Below are 16283 nucleotides of genomic sequence, written 5' to 3'. Positions count from 1 at the left end.
CATGTTGGCGCTTCCTAAGAGGTCAGGAGGCGCGCCGGGACGCCGCCTCGGACCTTTAAAGTCGAGTTCCCCGTGATGACCAACACAGCCATTGATTTCGAGCATCTCGCCCGCCAGACCGGCGGCGATCTCGCGCTGGAGCGCGAACTGCTCGTCCTGTTCTCCCAGCAATGCGTCCGGCACCTGCGCACCATCCATGGCAGCACCGACGACCAGGCGAGGCGCGATGCCGCGCACACGCTCAAGGGCGCGGCGCGGGCGATCGGCGCCTGGCAGGTCGCCGATGCGGCCGATCTCGTCGAGCAGCAACTGGGCGCACCCGACCAGCTTGCGCTCGAGGCGGGCATGGACGCGCTGGCCCTGGCGGCGGCCGAGGCGCGGGCTGCGATCGCGCGCTTCGACTGCGCCGCCTGAAATCGCCGTTTCCCGCGCTTTCGAAATCCTCTAGAGACGATCGGGTCCGCGGGCTCCGCGGACGCCAATCCCATTCGCGGGCGGCAGGCGCGGCACGGCACTGAAGGCCGGGCCCGGCATCGCCCGGACACGCAAGCCGCGAAGCCGCCAGGACGGCGCGCCGGAGTTCACGATGCCGAAGATCACTTTCATCGACGCCCAGGGGACGAGCCGCACGGTCGAGGCGGAGACCGGCTCGACCGTGATGGAGGTCGCCGTCCGCAATGGCGTGCCCGGCATCGAGGCCGAATGCGGCGGCGCCTGCGCCTGCGCCACCTGCCATGTCTATGTCGACGATGCCTGGCTCGCGGCGACCGGCCAGGCCGAGCCGATGGAGGAGGATATGCTCGATTTCGCCTTCGACGTGCGCCCGGGTTCGCGCCTGTCCTGCCAGATCCGCGTCCGCGACGAGCTCGACGGCTTGATCGTCCGTACGCCCGCCCGGCAGGGCTGAGGACGCCTACTCCGCCGCTGCGGGGGCAGGGGCTGACAGCGTCGTCTCGTGGCCGGCGACCGGATGGCGTGGCACGAGCAGCGAAAGCCCGAGCGAGGCGGTCGCGACGCCGGCACCGATATAGAACACCAGAGCCGGATCGCGCAGCCAGATCAGCCCGAAGGTGATCGGCAGGAATACGGCCGCGATGTGGTTGATCGTGAAGGCGACCGCCGAGGTCGGGGCGATGTCGGCGGGGTCTGCGATCTTCTGGAAATAGGTCCGCTGGGCGAGGACGAGCGTGAAGCAGACGCCGTCGATGACGAAGAAGGCGCCAGCGAACAGGGCGCCCCAGTTGCCGAAGGTGCCGTGGCTCGCCAGCGCGTAGCCGACGAAGACGACGATCAGCGAGATGTTTTCGAGCTGGATGGTGGCGCGTTCGCCGATCCGCCCGACCAAGGCGCCCAGCAGCGGGCCGGCGAACATGTTGATGCCGTAGGTCGCCAGCAGCAGCGTCGCCGTCGCCGCGACGTCGTAACCGAAGCGCTCGACCAGCAGGAAGCCGCCGAAGGCCATGAAGATCTGGCGTCGCGCCCCCGACGCGAAGGTCAGTGCGTAATAGAGCCAGTAGCGCTTGCGCAGCACGAAGCCCTTGTTCTGCGGCACGGCGCCCTGGAAACGCGGGAACAGCGCGATCGCGACGATGGTCAGCGCAATGGTGACGAGACCGGCACCGAGGAAGACGGTGGCATAGCTCGGCTGCAGGGTCCGCCAGATCAACGCGATCGAGCCGAAGGCCAGCAATTGCGCGACCGCCGAGGCGCCGGCGATCCGCCCGAGCAGGCGCGGCGCCTCCGATTTGGGCAGCAGTTGCAATTGCAGGGATTGCTGGGCCGTCTCGTAATAGTGGAAGCCGATCGACATGATCGTCGTCGTCAGCAGCAGCCCGCCGAGGCTCGGATAGAAGCCGGTGAGGGCGACGCCGAGGCCCAGCGTCAGCAGGCTGAGATAGGCCAGCACCTGCTCGCGCATGATCCAGAACAGGATGATCGCGGTGAAGGCCAGGAAACCGGGAATTTCGCGCACCGATTGCAGGATGCCGATATCCTGCCCGGTGAAACCCGCCGCCTCCTTGGCGAAATTGTTCAGCAGCGCGCTCCAGCTCGCGTAGCCGAACCAGTTGACGAAGGCGAGCACCATCAGGAAGCTGGTCGGAGAGGCGATCAGTCCGGTCAGCCGGCGAGGGGGGGAGGCTTCGGACATCGGCGCACCCGAAATCGAGGACGTCGCGGCGGGGCGACCGAGGCCGCGAACGCAGCATCGGCGGGACTGTTAAACCCATGCCGATCCACGTCAAATTCCGCGGCATCATGACGACCATGCGCGAAGCCGGTTGATCGAGCGCAACGACCCGGAACGCGCTCGGTGCCAGATTTCATCTCAGTCGAGTAGAGCGAGGAGAACGCGATGTACAAATCGATTTTGGTACCGGTCGATCTTGCCGAGGCAGAACTCGCCGATCCCGCCATCGCCGCTGCGGAATCCTTCGCCACGGCTTCGGACGGTACGATCCGGCTGGTTTATGTCCGCTCGCTGGTGCCGATCACCTATATGGAATTCGTTCCGGCCGATTTCGACGCCGGGCAGCAGGCCGAGGCCGAGGCGAAGCTCGCCGAAATTGCCGCCAAGGTGAAGCTGCCGGCCGAGCGTGTCTCCGCCAAGGTGCTGGTCGGCTCGGTCCATGGCGAGGTCCTGGCGGAGGCCGATGCCAGCGGCGCCGATCTGATCGTGATCGCCTCGCATGAGCCGGGCATGCTCGCCTATGTCATCGGCTCCAATGCCTCGACCATCGTCAGGCGGGCGAAATGCTCGGTGCTCGTGGTGCGCTAGGATACGCTCCCCTCACGGAAAAGCAGCCGTCACCCTGGAATGCCGTGAAACAGCGCAGGTTCGGGATTCATCGACGGGCCCGGTGCCTTCCGATGGATTCCGGGCGAGCTCGTCCAGGATGACGAGATCGGCTCACCCGAGGTGAGACGCTCGGCTGTGGCCCGAGGCCCTCAGTTCGGTTTGCCCCCGGGCACGAGCTCGCCCGGCACCTCGCCATTGGCGAGCTCGCGGGGGCGGTTGAGCCTGACCATCGGCCAGACTTGCCAGAAGGAGGCGGCTCCCAGCACGATCCCGAGCCAGCCGGCCGTGCTCGCGCCGCTTCGGAAGGCGCTGAGGCTGAAGAAGGCGAGCATGACCAGCGAGAGCCCGCCGACGATAGCCAGGGCCAGCCAGAGTGGAAACGGCTTGCCGGCGACGAAGCGGGCGCGCGGATTGGCGCGGCTGATCGTGGCCGATAGAGCCGTGACGAAGGCGTGATAGCGCGGATCGTCGCGCTCGATATCGGTCAGCGAGCGCCAGGACAGATTGCCGAAGGTGATGCTCTTGCCGTCGCTGAGCCGCAGCTGCGTCCGGAAGCTCTTCGCGGTGACATTGCTCGGCGCGTAGAGGAAGCGGACCTGCTCGACCGCAGCCAGCCTGACACGGTCGACCTTGCGCGTACTGTCGATCTCCAGCGTGTCGCCATAGAGCCGATAGGCAATCTCGAAGCCGATCGGCTTGGGGCGCTGGCGCCAGGAGGGAGGGGCGTCGTCGTCTTCGGCTTGCATGGCGCGAAGCTCTAGCCGGCCTTGCCGCGGAGAGCAAAGCGCGGAGTTGAAAATCTCCTGAAGAACATGCGCTGTTTGGGCCCGCGCATGACCGAGCCGGTGGATGTTACCGCGTCAGCGCCTTGATCGCGCCGTCGAGCCCATCCAGCGTCAGCGGGAACATGCGCCCGCCCATCAGCCCGCCGATCTGCCGGATCGACTGGGTGTAGCTCCACAGATGCTGCTGAACCGGGTTGAGCCAGACCGATTTCGGGAAGCGCTCGGTCAGCCGCCGCATCCACACCTCGCCGGGCTCCTCGTTCCAGTGCTCGACCGAGCCGCCGGGCATGGCGATCTCATAGGGGCTCATCGAGGCGTCGCCGACGAAGACCAGCCGGTAGTCGGGCGGATAGGTGCGCAGGATGTCGAAGGTCGGGATGACCTGGTCGTGCCGGCGCCGGTTCTCCTTCCAGACCCGCTCATAAGGGCAGTTGTGGAAGTAGAAATGCTCGAAATGCTTGAATTCGGCCCGCGCCGCGGAGAACAGCTCTTCCGCCAGCTCGACATGCCAGTCCATCGAGCCGCCGACATCGAGGAAGAGCAGCACCTTCACGGCATTGTGCCGCTCGGGCCTGAGCTTGACGTCGAGATAGCCATGCTTGGCCGTTTCGGTGATCGTTTCGTCGAGGTCGAGCTCCTCGGCGGCGCCGGTCCGGGCGAATTTCCGCAGGCGGCGCAGCGCAACCCTCAAATTGCGGACACCGAGCTCGCGTGTGTCGTCGAAATCCTTGAACTCGCGCTTGTCCCAGACCTTCACCGCACGGAAATTGCGGTTCTTGTCCTGGCCGATGCGTACGCCCTCGGGATTGTAGCCATAGGCGCCATAGGGTGAGGTGCCGGCGGTGCCGATCCATTTCGAGCCGCCCTGGTGGCGGCCCTTCTGCTCGGCGAGGCGCTGCTTCAGCGTCTCGAGCAGCTTGTCCCAGCCGAGCGCCTCGAGCTGGGCCTTCTCCTCCTCGGTCAGGAATTTCTCGGCCAGCTTGCGCAGCCATTCCTCGGGAATACCGGCTTCCTCGAAGGCCTCGCCAAGCGTCTCCATGCCCTTGAAGACCTGGGCGAAGACCCGGTCGAAGCGGTCGAGATGACGCTCGTCCTTGACCAGGCAGGTGCGGGCGAGATGGTAGAATTCGTCGACGCGATGCTCGGCGAGGTCGGCCTCGACGCCCTCGAGCAAGGCGAGATACTCCCGCAGCGTGACGGGGACCTTGGCAGTTCGCAGATCGGTGAAGAGGCGCAGGAACATCGCGCTACTGTGGGCAGCGCCGCGCCGCGGTCAAGCCATGCCGGGACCCGGGACGAGTTCCACTCGGCAGCGCGCGGCGGTCGGGGGCATGGTCCGGCCTGCCGATCTTGCCCGCCAAGATGGAGCATGGCGAAAGGACGCCGCGCCTTTCGCCATGCTCCTGATCTTTGAAAGCCGGGCGCCTCAGGCGACGGCGTCGGCGAGATCCTTGGTGACCTTGAACTTCACGACGGTCTTGGCGGGAACCTTGATCGTCGCGCCGGTCGACGGATTGCGGGCTTCGCGGGCCTCGCGCTTGGCCGCCGCCAGCTTGCCGATGCCGCCGAGCGTGACGTCACCACCGGACTTCAGGGTCTTGGCGACGACGCCGGCGAGCGAGCCGAGGATGGCCGAGACGTCAGCCTTGGTCTTGCCGGTCTCGTCGGCGATGGCGGCGATCAGTTCGTTCTTGGTCATACAACCCTCCTGGAAGAGCAATGATGAGAGTAGCCTCGCTCCGGCACCGCTTTTGAAGGCCGGAGCGTCGCGGCGAATCGGTGCGCTGTCGCGCGCGAACCCACCGTGTTGCATGGCTGCCATCCAAAAACGACAGCATTGGGCCTAGATACGCACAGAATACGGCTTCGTTCCGCGGAAAATGCGCTTTTCCGGCCCTGCCCGGGTGGCGGAAGCAACGGAGCGGGGCGATTGACAAGCTTCGCGCTGATATTTCAAGCTTGAAATAATAATGGGGAACGAGCGCGCATGAAGGTCATTATCGTCGGCGGCGGCATCGGCGGCCTCACCTTGGCGCTCATGCTGCACGCACGCGGCATCGCCGCGACCGTCTACGAGCAGTCCAGCGATATCCGGGAGGTCGGCGTCGGCATCAACACCTTGCCGCACGCCATTCGCGAGCTTGCCGAGCTCGGCCTGCTGCCGGCTCTCGACGCCGTGGCGATCCGCACCCGCGAACTCGTCTACATGAACCGCTTCGGGCAGGCGGTCTGGCGCGAACCGCGCGGCCTGCATGCAGGTGCGCCGGTCCCGCAGTTCTCGATCCATCGCGGCCGGCTCCAGGGCGTGATCAGGGACGCGGTCGTGGCCCGGCTCGGGCCGGAGGCGCTGCGCTGTGGCCGGCGCCTCCAGGGCTTCTTGCAGGACGAAGGCGGCGTCACCGCGCATTTCACCGATTCCCGCCGCGGGGAGGGCGGAGAAACCGCGCGAGCCGACCTGATGATCGCCGCCGACGGTATCCATTCGACGGTACGGGCCCACTACTTCCCCGACCAGGGCGCACCGCGCTGGAACGGCGTGCAGATGTGGCGCGGCGCCTGCGACTGGCCGGCCTTTCTCGATGGCGAGAGCATGATCATTGCCGGCGGCATGGCCGGCAAGCTCGTGCTCTATCCGATAGCGGAAGGGAATAAGCCGGGAACGCGGCTGACCAATTGGGTGGTCAACATCCGCACCGGCGATCCCGCCAAGCCACCGCCGAAAGAGGCCTGGTCGAAGCCCGGCCGGCTCGAGGACGTGCTGCCCTTCGCCCGCAGATTCACGGTGCCGGGCGTCGACATCCTCGCCTTGATCCAGGCGACGCCGGGCTTCTGGGACTATCCGATGTGCGACCGCGATCCGCTGCCGCGCTGGACCCATGGCCGCGTAACCCTGCTCGGCGATGCCGCCCATCCGATGTACCCGGTCGGCTCGAACGGCGCCTCGCAGGCGATCCTCGATGCCCGCTGTCTCGCCGACCTGCTGGTCCGGGCCGAGCATCCGCGCCAGGCCCTCGCCGCTTATGAGGCGCAGCGCCTGCCGGCGACGGCCGAGATCGTGGCGATGAACCGGGCCGGCGGCCCGGAGCGGGTCATCGATGCCGTCGAGGAGCTGGCGCCGAACGGCTTCGACGATGTCGAGCGCGTGCTGTCCTATGCCAAGCGCGAGATGATCGTGAAGACCTATGCCGGCAAGGCCGGCTTCGCCAAGGAGCAACTGGCGCCGCGCCGGTAGAACGAATTTCGCTCGCGCTGGCTCGTCATCCGGACAAGCCGCAAAGTGGGGCAGCTCCGAAAACCATCATAGAGCGCCGGAGTCCTATGACGGCTTCCGGTGTTCCGCCTCGCTCCGGCTGGAATGACGGCATGAGCCGAACGACCCTGTCGATCCGGTTCGTCCAGATGCCGGGAGCACCCGCCCGGGCTCAGCCGGCTTCCGTCAGCTGGGCGATTCTTGCCTTCAGCTGCGCGTTCTCCTGCTCGAGCTGCTTGAGGCGGTGCAGCAGGTCGAGCGGGGCCGGCTCGTTATCCGGCTTGGCAGGCCGCGTGAACTCGACGCCCTGACGCGCGCCGTCGCGCCAGCGCGCGCGCACCATGTGGCTTTCGCGCTTGAGCGGCAGATAAAGCTCGAACAGCTCGGGCGTCGAGACCGCGTCGGAGAGGACGAGCAGCGCCCCGTGCTCGGACAGATTCCTGACGGTGCAATCCAGCGTCGACCGACGCTGGTTGAAGATGATCTGGGCGCCGATGAGCGTGCGGCTGCGGGCATGCTGGCGGCGTTCGGTGGTGACGGCGGGCATGGGCCGAACCTTCCTGGTGGAGGCCCGCATCATGCGCCGAAATACCATCCTTCGCGCGCCTTACCCTTGATTAACCCTAATGCCGGCGACGCACCTGCCGGAGCCGGTTCAGCCGGCGTCCGGTGGAGGCGGCAGGAAGTCGATCTCGTAGCGAGCCGAGAGCGCCACGACTTCGGCCGGTTTCTGCTCCTTCATCGAGTGAATCGCCCAGAACAGATCATAGAGCCGGCCGGTCGGCGCGACCCAGAACAGGCATTTCACCGGCGTGTCGCCCTTGTTGAACAGGCCGTGCGGGACGTTGCGCGGCAGCCGGATCAGGTCGCCCGGTAGCGCATGCGATTCCTGGCCGTCCAGCACGAGATCGAGCCGGCCTTCCAGCATGTAGATGAACTCGTCCTGGGTCGGATGGATATGCGGCGGCACGAAGGTGCCGGGCGGGAAGGTGGCATGCCAGGAAAAGCTGTCCTCGCTCAGGGTCTTGGGCACATAGGTCTGGCCCAGAATGTTCCAGGTGATCGCGTCGATGCCCTCATTGGCGCGCGTCACGCCGGCGGTCAGCGGCTTCATCATCGGTCTCCTTCTCCAGTGAATGCGTCGGAAGTGCGAGGTGGTTCCGTGTTCGCAACCGCGCCGGAAAGCGAGGCGGCGTCAGAGATCGCAGTTTCGCTCGTCTCGATAGCGAGATCGCTCTCGTCCTTGAGGCCGATTCCGGTCAGCGAACGGCGAAGAGCCTCGGCGATCAGCCAGGAGAGCTTGAAGGCCGCGGGCTCATAGGCGAGGCCCCCCGGTCGGATATTCGAGATGCAGTTGCGGTTGGCGTCGGTGAGGCCTGCTCTTGGCGCGAAAGTCAGATAGGCGCCGAGAGAATCCGGCGAGGACAGGCCGGGACGTTCACCGATCAGTATGGCCACAGCACGTGCGCCGAACGCCGCGCCGATCTCGTCACCGAGAGCAACCCGCGCCTGGCGCCCGACAACGAGCGGGGCGAGCCGCAGGCCCTGCCGGGCCAATAATGGCAACAGCGCCGCGACCAAGGGAATGGCATTTCGATGAACCGCCGTCGAGGAGAGCCCGTCCGCGACGATGATCGCCAGGTCGAAGTCGCCATACCGTGCCGTCAGCGCCTCGCGGCTTCCGGGTGAGAGACTTCGCCCGAGATCGGGCCGGCGCAGATACGCCTCGCGCGAGCCCGCCGCGCTGTCGACCTGGATCACCGCGAGGCCGAGTGCTGCAAGCCGGCGGGCCACGTCGTCGGCGTCGAACGGCGCATGCACTGCGTCGCGGGCCTGGGCATGGGCCATGCCGAAGCGGAGCACTTCCCGCGTCGGCACGGAGGCGCCCGAACGGCCGAGCGCGACGCGGGCCGGCGTGAGCGTCGCGAGCTCGGCCAGTTGCGGCGCGCCGGATTTTGGCTTCTCGCTCATGCTGCCCTGCCTGGCAGGGCCGCCAGAAGGGCCTGTCCGCCCTGCCTCGCGCTCAGGCGCCCGGTCGCATCCGTGATGTCCATGCGCTGCAACCAGGCCTCGAACTCGGGGGCGCGCTTCAGGCCGAGAACCTCGCGGATATAGAGTTGGTCGTGGAACGAGGTGGACTGGTAGTTCAGCATCACATCGTCGGCGCCGGGCACGCCCATGATGAAATTGACGCCGGCTGTGCCCAGCAGGGTCAGCAGCGTGTCCATGTCGTCCTGGTCGGCCTCGGCATGATTGGTGTAGCAGATGTCGCAACCCATCGGCACGCCCAGCAGCTTGCCGCAGAAATGGTCTTCCAGCCCCGCCCGGATGATCTGCTTGCCGTCATAGAGATATTCCGGCCCGATGAAGCCGACGACGGTGTTGACCAATAGCGGCTCGTAAGCCCGGCAGACGGCATAGGCGCGCGCTTCCAGCGTCTGCTGGTCGACGCCGTGATGGGCGTTGGCCGAAAGGGCTGAGCCCTGGCCGGTTTCGAAATACATCAGGTTGTCGCCGGTCGTGCCGCGTTGCTGCGAGCGGCCGGCCTCCATCCCCTCCTGCAGAAGGGAAAGGTCGATGCCGAAGGAGGTGTTGGCGGCCTGCGTACCCGCGACGGACTGGAAGACGAGGTCGACCGGCGCGCCTTGCCCGATCAGAGCGATCGCACTGGTGACATGCGTCAGGACGCAGCCCTGCGTGGGGATCTCGAAGCGGGCGATCAGCTCGTCGAGTAGGCGCAGCAGCTCGCCGATCCGGCCGAGGCTGTCCGAGGCCGGGTTGATGCCGATCACCGCATCGCCGCAGCCATAGCTCAGCCCGTCTATGATCGAGGCGAGGATGCCGGCGGCATCGTCGGTCGGGTGATTGGGCTGGAGGCGCACAGCGAGCCGCCCGGGCAGGCCGAGCGTATTGCGGAAACGGCTGACGACCCGGCATTTGCGCGCGACCAGGATCAGGTCCTGGTTGCGCATCAGCTTCGACACCGCCGCCGCCATTTCCGGCGTGATGCCCCGGGCGAGCCGGGCCAGCACCTCGCTCGTCGCCGCATCGGAGCAGAGCCAGTCGCGGAACTCGCCGACGGTGAGCGCGGCGACCGGCGCGAAGGCCGCCGCATCATGCGTGTCGATGATAAGGCGCGTGACCTCGTCGTCCTCGTAAGGGATCAGCGCTTCATGCAGGAAGGTCCGCAGCGGCAGGTCCGCCAGCGCGATCCGCGCCGCCATGATCTCCTGCATGCTGCCGGCGGCGAGCCCCGCCAGCTGGTCGCCGGAGCGCGGCGGCGACGCCTTCGCCATCAGCTCGCGGAGATCGGCGAAGGCATGGCTGGTTCCGCCGACCGCGACGCGATACCCCATTTGCCTGTCTCCCTCCCCAGCTCTCGCCAGAGCACGGTCCGGTCATCGCGTTGGAGGCGGACCTGCCTCTACAGATTCAGGAAGCGGTCCTTGACCGCACTATCGCTTCGCAACTCCTCGCTCGTGCCGCGCCAGACGACGCGGCCCTTCTCCAGCACGATATGCCGGTCGGCGATCTTGGCCAGCGCATCGACATTCTTGTCGATCACCAGGATCGACTCGCCCTCGGCCTTCAGCGCCGCGAGGCAGGCCCAGATCTCCTGACGGATGATCGGCGCCAGCCCCTCGGTCGCCTCGTCGAGGATGACGAGCTTGGGATTGGTCATCAGCGCCCGGCCGATCGCCAGCATCTGCTGCTCGCCGCCGGACAGCTGGTTACCGCGATTGGCGCGGCGCTCCCTGAGTCGCGGCAGGAAGGCGTAGACCCGCTCCAGCGTCCAGCGCGGCTGGCCGAAGCGGCTGGCCGCCGTCGCGATCAGGTTCTCCTCGACCGAGAGCGTCGGGAAGATCTGGCGGCCTTCCGGGACGAGGCCGATCCCGGCCTGGGCGAGGCGGAAGGGCGCGCTGCCGGTGAGGTCGACGCCGCCGAAGCTGACGCGCCCGGCCTTCGGGCGGATCAGCCCCATGATCGAGCGAATCGTCGTGGTCTTGCCCATGCCGTTGCGGCCGAGCAGGGTCACGACCTCGCCGGCGCCGACCGCAAGATCGACGCCGAACAGGATCTGCGCCTCGCCATAGCCGGCATCGAGGTTCTCGACCGTCAGCACGGTTCAGCCCTCCTCGCCGAGATAGGCTTCGCGCACGGCCGGGTCGGCCCTGACGTCGGCCGGCTCGCCCGAGGCGATGACGCGGCCATAGACCAGCACGCTGACCTTGTCGGCGAGCGCGAACACCGCCGCCATGTCGTGCTCGACCAGGAGCATGGCATAGCGGCCCTTCAGGCTGGAGAGCAGCTCGATCAAGCGCTCGCCTTCCTCGCGGCCTACGCCGGCCAAGGGCTCGTCGAGCAGGATCGCGGCCGGCTCCAGCGCCAGCGCCATGGCGAGTTCGAGCGCCCGCTTCTCGCCATGCGAGAGGCGCCCGGCAGGAACCTCGGCACGGTCGGCGAGACCTACCGCCTCCAGCGCCGCCAGGGCAGGGCGGTTCAGCGCCGCGTCGCGCGCCGCATTACGGAACAGCGAGAGCGGATGCGCCGCCTTGGCCTGGACGCCGAGTGCGACATTCTCCAGCACCGAAAGCGAGGCGATCGTCGAGGTGATCTGGAAGGTGCGGGCGAGGCCGCGCCGCGCCCGCTTCTCCGGCGGCAGCGCCGAAATGTCCTCGCCGCGAAAGCGGATCGCGCCGCTGTCGGGCTTGAGCATGCCGGAGATCTGGTGGACGAGCGTGGTCTTGCCGGCGCCGTTCGGGCCGATCAGCGCATGCAGTTCGCCGGGTGCCAAGGAGAGGCTGACATCGTCGGTGACCTTGAGCGCACCGAAGGATTTGCGCACGGATTCGAGCGTGAGGACGGGCTCGTTCATGCGCCGCCACCCCCGCCCAGCTTGCGCAGCATGCCGACGATGCCGCCACGGGTGAACAGCACGAAAAGAATGATCAGCGGCCCGAAGATCACCCGCCAATGCTCGGTCAGATGCGAGAGCCCGTCTTCGGCGATGAGATAGGCGATGGCGCCGATGATCGCGCCATGCAGCGAGCCGACGCCGCCGAGCACCGCCATGAAGATCAGCTCGCCCGAGCGCTGCCAGGACATGAAGGCCGGGCTGACGAAATCGGTGTGGTTGGCGAGGAAGAAGCCGGCGATCCCTGCGACCATGCCGCTGATCACATAGGCGACGAGCCGTATGCGGGTGACGTCGAAGCCGGTGACAGAGACCCGCACCGGATTCTCGCGCGTCGCCCGCAGGATGCGTCCGAAGCGCGAGGCGACGAGGATGCGCACCAGCACATAGCAGCCGGCGAGCGCGGCGAGCACGCAATAGAAGAAGCCCGTGCGGGTCGAGAACAGATCGAGGCCGGCAATGGTGCTCTTCTCGTAGAGCGTCAGCCCGTCATCGCCGCCATAGGCCGAGAGCGCCTGCGCCAGGAAATAGACCATCTGGCCGAAGGCGAGCGTGATCATGATGAAGGTGACGCCGCGGGTGCGCAGGCAGATCGCCCCGGTGATCGCGGCGAACAGGGCGCAGATGCCGAGCACCACCGGCAGGATCAGCAGCGCCTCGGCCTGTCCTTCGGTGATCATGATGCCGGTGACATAGGCGCCTATGCCGAGGAAGGCCGCATGGCCGAAGGAGACGAGCCCGCCGACGCCGAGGATGAGGTCGAGCGAGAGCGCCGCGATCGCGAAGATCATCGCCCGCGTCAGCAGAGCGAGCCAGCCGGAGGGCATGCCGAGGCTGACGGCGAGCGGCGCCAGCGCCAGCAGCCCAAAGAGCAGGATCGGCAGCAGCAGCCGGCCGCGCCTGCGCGGGGCCGGGGCGGCCACCGTCTCCGCCAGCGCCGGAGCCGTGCTCATGTGCGACCCCGCGAGGGCAGGAGCCCCTCAGGCCTCAGGAACAGCACCACCGCCATCAGGAGGTAGATCAGCATGGAGGAGAGGGCGGCGCCGGTGGCCCGGGCCGAGGGCGCGCTCATGAACAGGCGCAGCAAATCGTTCATGAAGGAGCGGCCGAGCGTGTCGACGAGGCCGACGATCAGGGCCGCGACGAAGGCGCCGCGGATCGAGCCGATGCCGCCGATGACGATGACGACGAAGGCGAGGATCAGGACGGTGTCGCCCATGCCGGGCTCGACCGAGAGGATCGGCGCCGCCATCGCCCCCGCGAAGCCGGCCAGCATGGTGCCGAAGGCGAAGACGATCATGAACAGCTTGCGGATGTCGACGCCGAGCGCCGAGACCATCGGGGCGTTCGAGGCGCCGGCGCGCAGCAGCATGCCGGTGCGGGTGCGGTCGACGACGAACCAGAGCAGCAGGCCGACGGCGAGCCCCGCCCCGATCAGTGCGAAGCGGTAGGTCGGATAGAGGATGCCGTCCAGCAGCGCGACATTGCCAGAGAGGAACTCCGGCACCGGCACCGAGAGCGGCGCCGCGCCCCAGATGATCTTGACGCCCTGGTTGAGCAGCAGGATCAGCCCGAAGGTCGCCAGCACCTGGTCGAGATGGTCGCGTTCGTAGAGATGTCGGAAGACCAGGAATTCGAGCGCGAGGCCGAAGACCAGCGCCGCCGCCAGCGCCAGCACCAGCCCGAGCACGAAGGAGCCGGTCAGTGCGACGAAGGTCACCGCAAGATAGGCGCCGAGCATGTACTGCACGCCATGCGCCAGGTTGATGAAATCCATCACGCCGAAAACGAGGGTCAGCCCTGCCGCCACCAGGAACAGCAGGATGCCGAACTGCAGCCCGTTCAGGATCTGGACAAGGAGGAGGCCGGTGGTCATCGGTCGTTCGCGATCGGCTGTCGGAAAAGGCGCGGGGAACCCTCTCCTGTAAGGAGAGGGCAGGGTGAGGTGTGGGTCGCCGGACCAGCGCCGCGAGCGTTGACCGCGCGGTCAGGTTCAGGCCAACGATGTTGCTACGAACACCTCACCCCTACCCCTCTCCTTTCAGGAGAGGGGTTCCCGAGGTTCAGCCGCCCTATTTGAGCGCGCAATCCTTGGCGTGCGGATCGGCGTAGTCCGTGAACACCTTCTGGGCGATCTCGGTCTGGAACTTGCCGTCCGGCCGCTTGGCGACCTTGACCAGGTAGAAGTCCTGGATCGGGTAGCCATTGGTGTTGAACTTGAACTTGCCGCGAAGCGAGGTGAAATCGGCCTTCTTGAGCGCGGCGCGCAGTTTGTCCTTGTCGCCGGTGCCGCCCGCCGCCTTCACGGCCGAGTCGATCAGCTGCGCGGCGTCGAAGGCCTGCTGGGCATAGGAGCCGGGCACGATCTTGTAGGCCGCCTCATAGGCCGCGACGAACTTCTTCGTCTGCGGATTGTCCATGTTCGGCGCCCAGGTCATGCCGCCGAACATGCCGACCGCGGCGTCCTGCTGCGCCGGCAGGGTCGACTCGTCGACCGTGAAGGCGGAGAGGAACGGCACCTTGCCGGTGAGGCCGGCCTGCGACCACTGCTTGACGAAGTTGACGCCGAGGCCACCGGGCAGGAAGGCGAAGACCACGTCGGGCTTCGCCGAAGCGATCTTGGCGAGCTCGGCCGAGAAATCGAGCGAGGTCAGCGGGACATAGACCTCGTCGAGGACCTCGCCCTTGAAATAGCGCTTGAAGCCGGCCAGCGAGTCCTTACCCGCCTGGTAGTTCGGCGCGATGATATAGGCCTTCTTGTAGTTCTGGTCCTGGGCGTATTTGCCGAGCACCTCGTGGACCTGGTCGTTCTGGTACGAGGTCACGAAGAAGTTCTGGTGGCAGGCCTTGCCGGCCATGGTCGACGGGCCGGCGTTCGGGCTGATCAGGATGGCGCCGGAATCCAGCACGGGTTTGGCGATCGCGCCGAGGATGTTGGAGAACACCGGGCCGACGACGAAGTCGACCTTGCCGCCCTCGACGAAGCTGCGCACCTTGCCGACCGCGACATCGGGCTTCAGCTCGTCGTCGATGATGGTGATCTGCACCGGCACGCCGCCGAGCTTGCCGCCGTTCTGGTCGACCGCGAGCTGGAAGCCGTCGCGAACCTGCTGGCCGAGGGCCGCCGCAGGCCCGGTCAGCACGCTGACCACGCCGATCTTCAACGGTTCCTGCGCCTGGGCGCTCGAAAGCCCGAGCGCGAGCATGCCGGCGCTGAGCGACAATGCGAATTTGAGATTCATGTCTGATGTCCTCCCGGGACGTGCCAGATACGGCCGCCGGCGGGGTTCCCCATCCCCGTCCAGACGGCGTCGGCAGTCATATTGTTTCAAGCTTAAAATATCTGCAAGGGGGGGCCTGCGGGTAATTTTCGTGCGTGGATCGAGGCGCCATTCTCGGGCCAAGCCCGAGCATGACGCCTTATTCGATAGCTGCCTCAGGCCTGCACGCCGTCGACATACCAGTCCATCTTCGACAGCATCTCGTCGCTGGCGGTCTCGCCGGCCTTCAGGCGCAGCGTGCCCTTCTGGTCCTTGAGCTCGCCGGTGAAGGGGTGGAGCGTGCCGGCGATGATGCCCTTCTGGACCTCGTCGGCGGCGGCGCGGGCAGCCGGCGTCATCGCGTCGTTATAGGGGGCGATCTTGACCATGCCCTCCTTGAGGCCGCCCCAGATGTCGCCGCTCTTCCAGCTGCCGTCCATCGCCTCCTTGACGCGGCGGATGTAATAGCCCGACCAGTCGTCGACGATCGCGGTCAGATGCGCCTTGGGCGCGAAGGCCTTCATGTCGGAGGCCTGGCCGAAGGCGAAGACGCCGCGCTGCTCGGCCGCCTGCAGGGCGGCGGGGCTGTCGGTATGTTGGGTGATGACGTCGGCGCCCTGGTCGATCAGCGCCTTGGCGGCGTCGGCTTCCTTGGCCGGGTCGTACCAGGTCGAGGCCCAGATGACCTTGGTCTTGAAGTTCGGGTTTACCTTCCTGGCGGCGAGATGGAAGGCGTTGATGCCCATCACCACCTCGGGGATCGGGAAGGAGGCGATGTAGCCGGCCTGACCGGCCTTCGACATGTGCCCGGCGATGGTGCCGATCACGGCGCGGCCCTCATAGAAGCGGGCATTGTAGGTCGCGACGTTCTCGGCGCGCTGATAGCCGGTGGCGTGCTCGAAGAAGATCTTCGGGAACTGCTTGGCGACCTGGATGGTCGGGTTCATGAAGCCGAACGAGGTGGCGAAGATCAGCTTGTTGCCGGCCTGGGCGAGCTGGCGCAGCGCGCGCGTCGCATCCGGGCCTTCGGCGACGTTCTCGATGAAGCTGGTCTTGATCTTGGCGCCGTATTCCTTCTCGAGGGCGAGGCGGCCCTGGTCATGCGTCCAGCTCCAGCCATGGTCGCCGACCGGTCCGACATAGATGAAGCCGACGCCGAAGGGCTCCTGCGCGCTGGCGCTGCCGATGAGCGGCAGGGCCGAGGTCGCGGCGGCGCCGGCCAGAAGCGTCCTGCGGGTGATGATGGTCGACATGATGTGCTCCCCGTTGTCGGTTT

The 16283-nt window shown here is 66.9% G+C and carries 18 protein-coding genes; 4 read left to right on the top strand and 14 right to left on the bottom strand.

Annotated elements, in window-relative coordinates:
• Positions 1-75 precede the first annotated feature (75 nt).
• Complete coding sequence (locus AC3RCC_RS20685; RefSeq protein WP_291634132.1) at positions 76-414, top strand: Hpt domain-containing protein; 339 nt, start codon at positions 76-78, stop codon at positions 412-414.
• 172 nt (positions 415-586) lie between these two features.
• The gene (locus AC3RCC_RS20680; RefSeq protein ID WP_291634134.1) at positions 587-907 is read left to right on the top strand and encodes a 2Fe-2S iron-sulfur cluster-binding protein; all 321 of its coding nucleotides are present in this window, start codon (positions 587-589) and stop codon (positions 905-907) included.
• Between the two features lie 6 nt (positions 908-913).
• Here AC3RCC_RS20680 and AC3RCC_RS20675 read toward each other — a convergent pair whose 3' ends face one another.
• On the bottom strand, positions 914-2149 hold the full coding sequence (locus AC3RCC_RS20675; protein ID WP_291634136.1) for an MFS transporter: 1236 nt from the start codon (positions 2147-2149) through the stop codon (positions 914-916).
• A gap of 204 nt (positions 2150-2353) precedes the next feature.
• Between AC3RCC_RS20675 and AC3RCC_RS20670 the strand changes: the two genes are divergently transcribed.
• Entirely contained in the window at positions 2354-2776 is a 423-nt protein-coding gene (locus tag AC3RCC_RS20670) for a universal stress protein (protein WP_291634138.1), read from the top strand.
• A 170-nt stretch (positions 2777-2946) separates the two neighbouring features.
• Here AC3RCC_RS20670 and AC3RCC_RS20665 read toward each other — a convergent pair whose 3' ends face one another.
• The 3 genes from AC3RCC_RS20665 to AC3RCC_RS20655 all read right to left on the bottom strand — a co-directional run bounded on the left by AC3RCC_RS20665 (position 2947) and on the right by AC3RCC_RS20655 (position 5395).
• The gene (locus AC3RCC_RS20665; protein WP_492256447.1) at positions 2947-3543 is read right to left on the bottom strand and encodes a hypothetical protein; all 597 of its coding nucleotides are present in this window, start codon (positions 3541-3543) and stop codon (positions 2947-2949) included.
• A 106-nt stretch (positions 3544-3649) separates the two neighbouring features.
• Positions 3650-4825, bottom strand: a complete 1176-nt coding sequence (locus tag AC3RCC_RS20660) for a vWA domain-containing protein (protein ID WP_492256446.1) — start codon at positions 4823-4825, stop codon at positions 3650-3652.
• A 183-nt stretch (positions 4826-5008) separates the two neighbouring features.
• A complete protein-coding gene (locus AC3RCC_RS20655) occupies positions 5009-5395 on the bottom strand; it encodes an HU family DNA-binding protein (RefSeq protein ID WP_184231591.1) in 387 nt (128 codons plus the stop codon).
• Between the two features lie 174 nt (positions 5396-5569).
• Here AC3RCC_RS20655 and AC3RCC_RS20650 point away from each other — a divergent pair, with 174 nt between their 5' ends.
• Positions 5570-6814, top strand: a complete 1245-nt coding sequence (locus AC3RCC_RS20650; protein WP_492256445.1) for a flavin-dependent oxidoreductase — start codon at positions 5570-5572, stop codon at positions 6812-6814.
• A gap of 190 nt (positions 6815-7004) precedes the next feature.
• Here AC3RCC_RS20650 and AC3RCC_RS20645 read toward each other — a convergent pair whose 3' ends face one another.
• The 10 genes from AC3RCC_RS20645 to AC3RCC_RS20600 all read right to left on the bottom strand — a co-directional run bounded on the left by AC3RCC_RS20645 (position 7005) and on the right by AC3RCC_RS20600 (position 16260).
• Entirely contained in the window at positions 7005-7379 is a 375-nt protein-coding gene (locus AC3RCC_RS20645) for a PilZ domain-containing protein (protein ID WP_291634147.1), read from the bottom strand.
• A 108-nt stretch (positions 7380-7487) separates the two neighbouring features.
• Positions 7488-7946, bottom strand: a complete 459-nt coding sequence (locus tag AC3RCC_RS20640) for a cupin domain-containing protein (RefSeq protein ID WP_492256444.1) — start codon at positions 7944-7946, stop codon at positions 7488-7490.
• On the bottom strand, positions 7946-8803 hold the full coding sequence (eutC, locus tag AC3RCC_RS20635) for an ethanolamine ammonia-lyase subunit EutC (RefSeq protein WP_492256443.1): 858 nt from the start codon (positions 8801-8803) through the stop codon (positions 7946-7948). The genes AC3RCC_RS20640 and eutC overlap by 1 nt, the downstream gene beginning before the upstream one ends.
• Positions 8800-10188 carry an ethanolamine ammonia-lyase subunit EutB gene (locus tag AC3RCC_RS20630; protein WP_492256442.1) on the bottom strand — a complete coding sequence of 463 codons (1389 nt, stop codon included), beginning with the start codon at positions 10186-10188 and terminating at the stop codon, positions 8800-8802. The genes eutC and AC3RCC_RS20630 overlap by 4 nt, the downstream gene beginning before the upstream one ends.
• A 68-nt stretch (positions 10189-10256) precedes the next feature.
• Positions 10257-10955 (bottom strand): ABC transporter ATP-binding protein, encoded by a 699-nt coding sequence (locus tag AC3RCC_RS20625; RefSeq protein ID WP_492256441.1) that lies wholly within the window; start codon positions 10953-10955, stop codon positions 10257-10259.
• A gap of 3 nt (positions 10956-10958) precedes the next feature.
• A complete protein-coding gene (locus AC3RCC_RS20620; RefSeq protein WP_492256440.1) occupies positions 10959-11708 on the bottom strand; it encodes an ABC transporter ATP-binding protein in 750 nt (249 codons plus the stop codon).
• Positions 11705-12700, bottom strand: coding sequence for a branched-chain amino acid ABC transporter permease (locus AC3RCC_RS20615; protein WP_492256439.1), 996 nt, complete (start codon positions 12698-12700; stop codon positions 11705-11707). The genes AC3RCC_RS20620 and AC3RCC_RS20615 overlap by 4 nt, the downstream gene beginning before the upstream one ends.
• Positions 12697-13623, bottom strand: a complete 927-nt coding sequence (locus AC3RCC_RS20610; protein ID WP_291634161.1) for a branched-chain amino acid ABC transporter permease — start codon at positions 13621-13623, stop codon at positions 12697-12699. The genes AC3RCC_RS20615 and AC3RCC_RS20610 overlap by 4 nt, the downstream gene beginning before the upstream one ends.
• A gap of 196 nt (positions 13624-13819) precedes the next feature.
• Positions 13820-14989: an ABC transporter substrate-binding protein gene (locus AC3RCC_RS20605; protein ID WP_291649508.1), complete on the bottom strand. Its 1170-nt coding sequence runs from the start codon at positions 14987-14989 to the stop codon at positions 13820-13822.
• Positions 14990-15183: 194 nt separating this feature from the next.
• On the bottom strand, positions 15184-16260 hold the full coding sequence (locus AC3RCC_RS20600; protein ID WP_492256438.1) for a BMP family ABC transporter substrate-binding protein: 1077 nt from the start codon (positions 16258-16260) through the stop codon (positions 15184-15186).
• Positions 16261-16283: the final 23 nt, after the last annotated feature.

Source organism: Allobosea sp. GW823-FHT01F03 (genome assembly GCF_058798075.1).
This window is presented reverse-complemented; position numbering and strand designations above follow the sequence as displayed.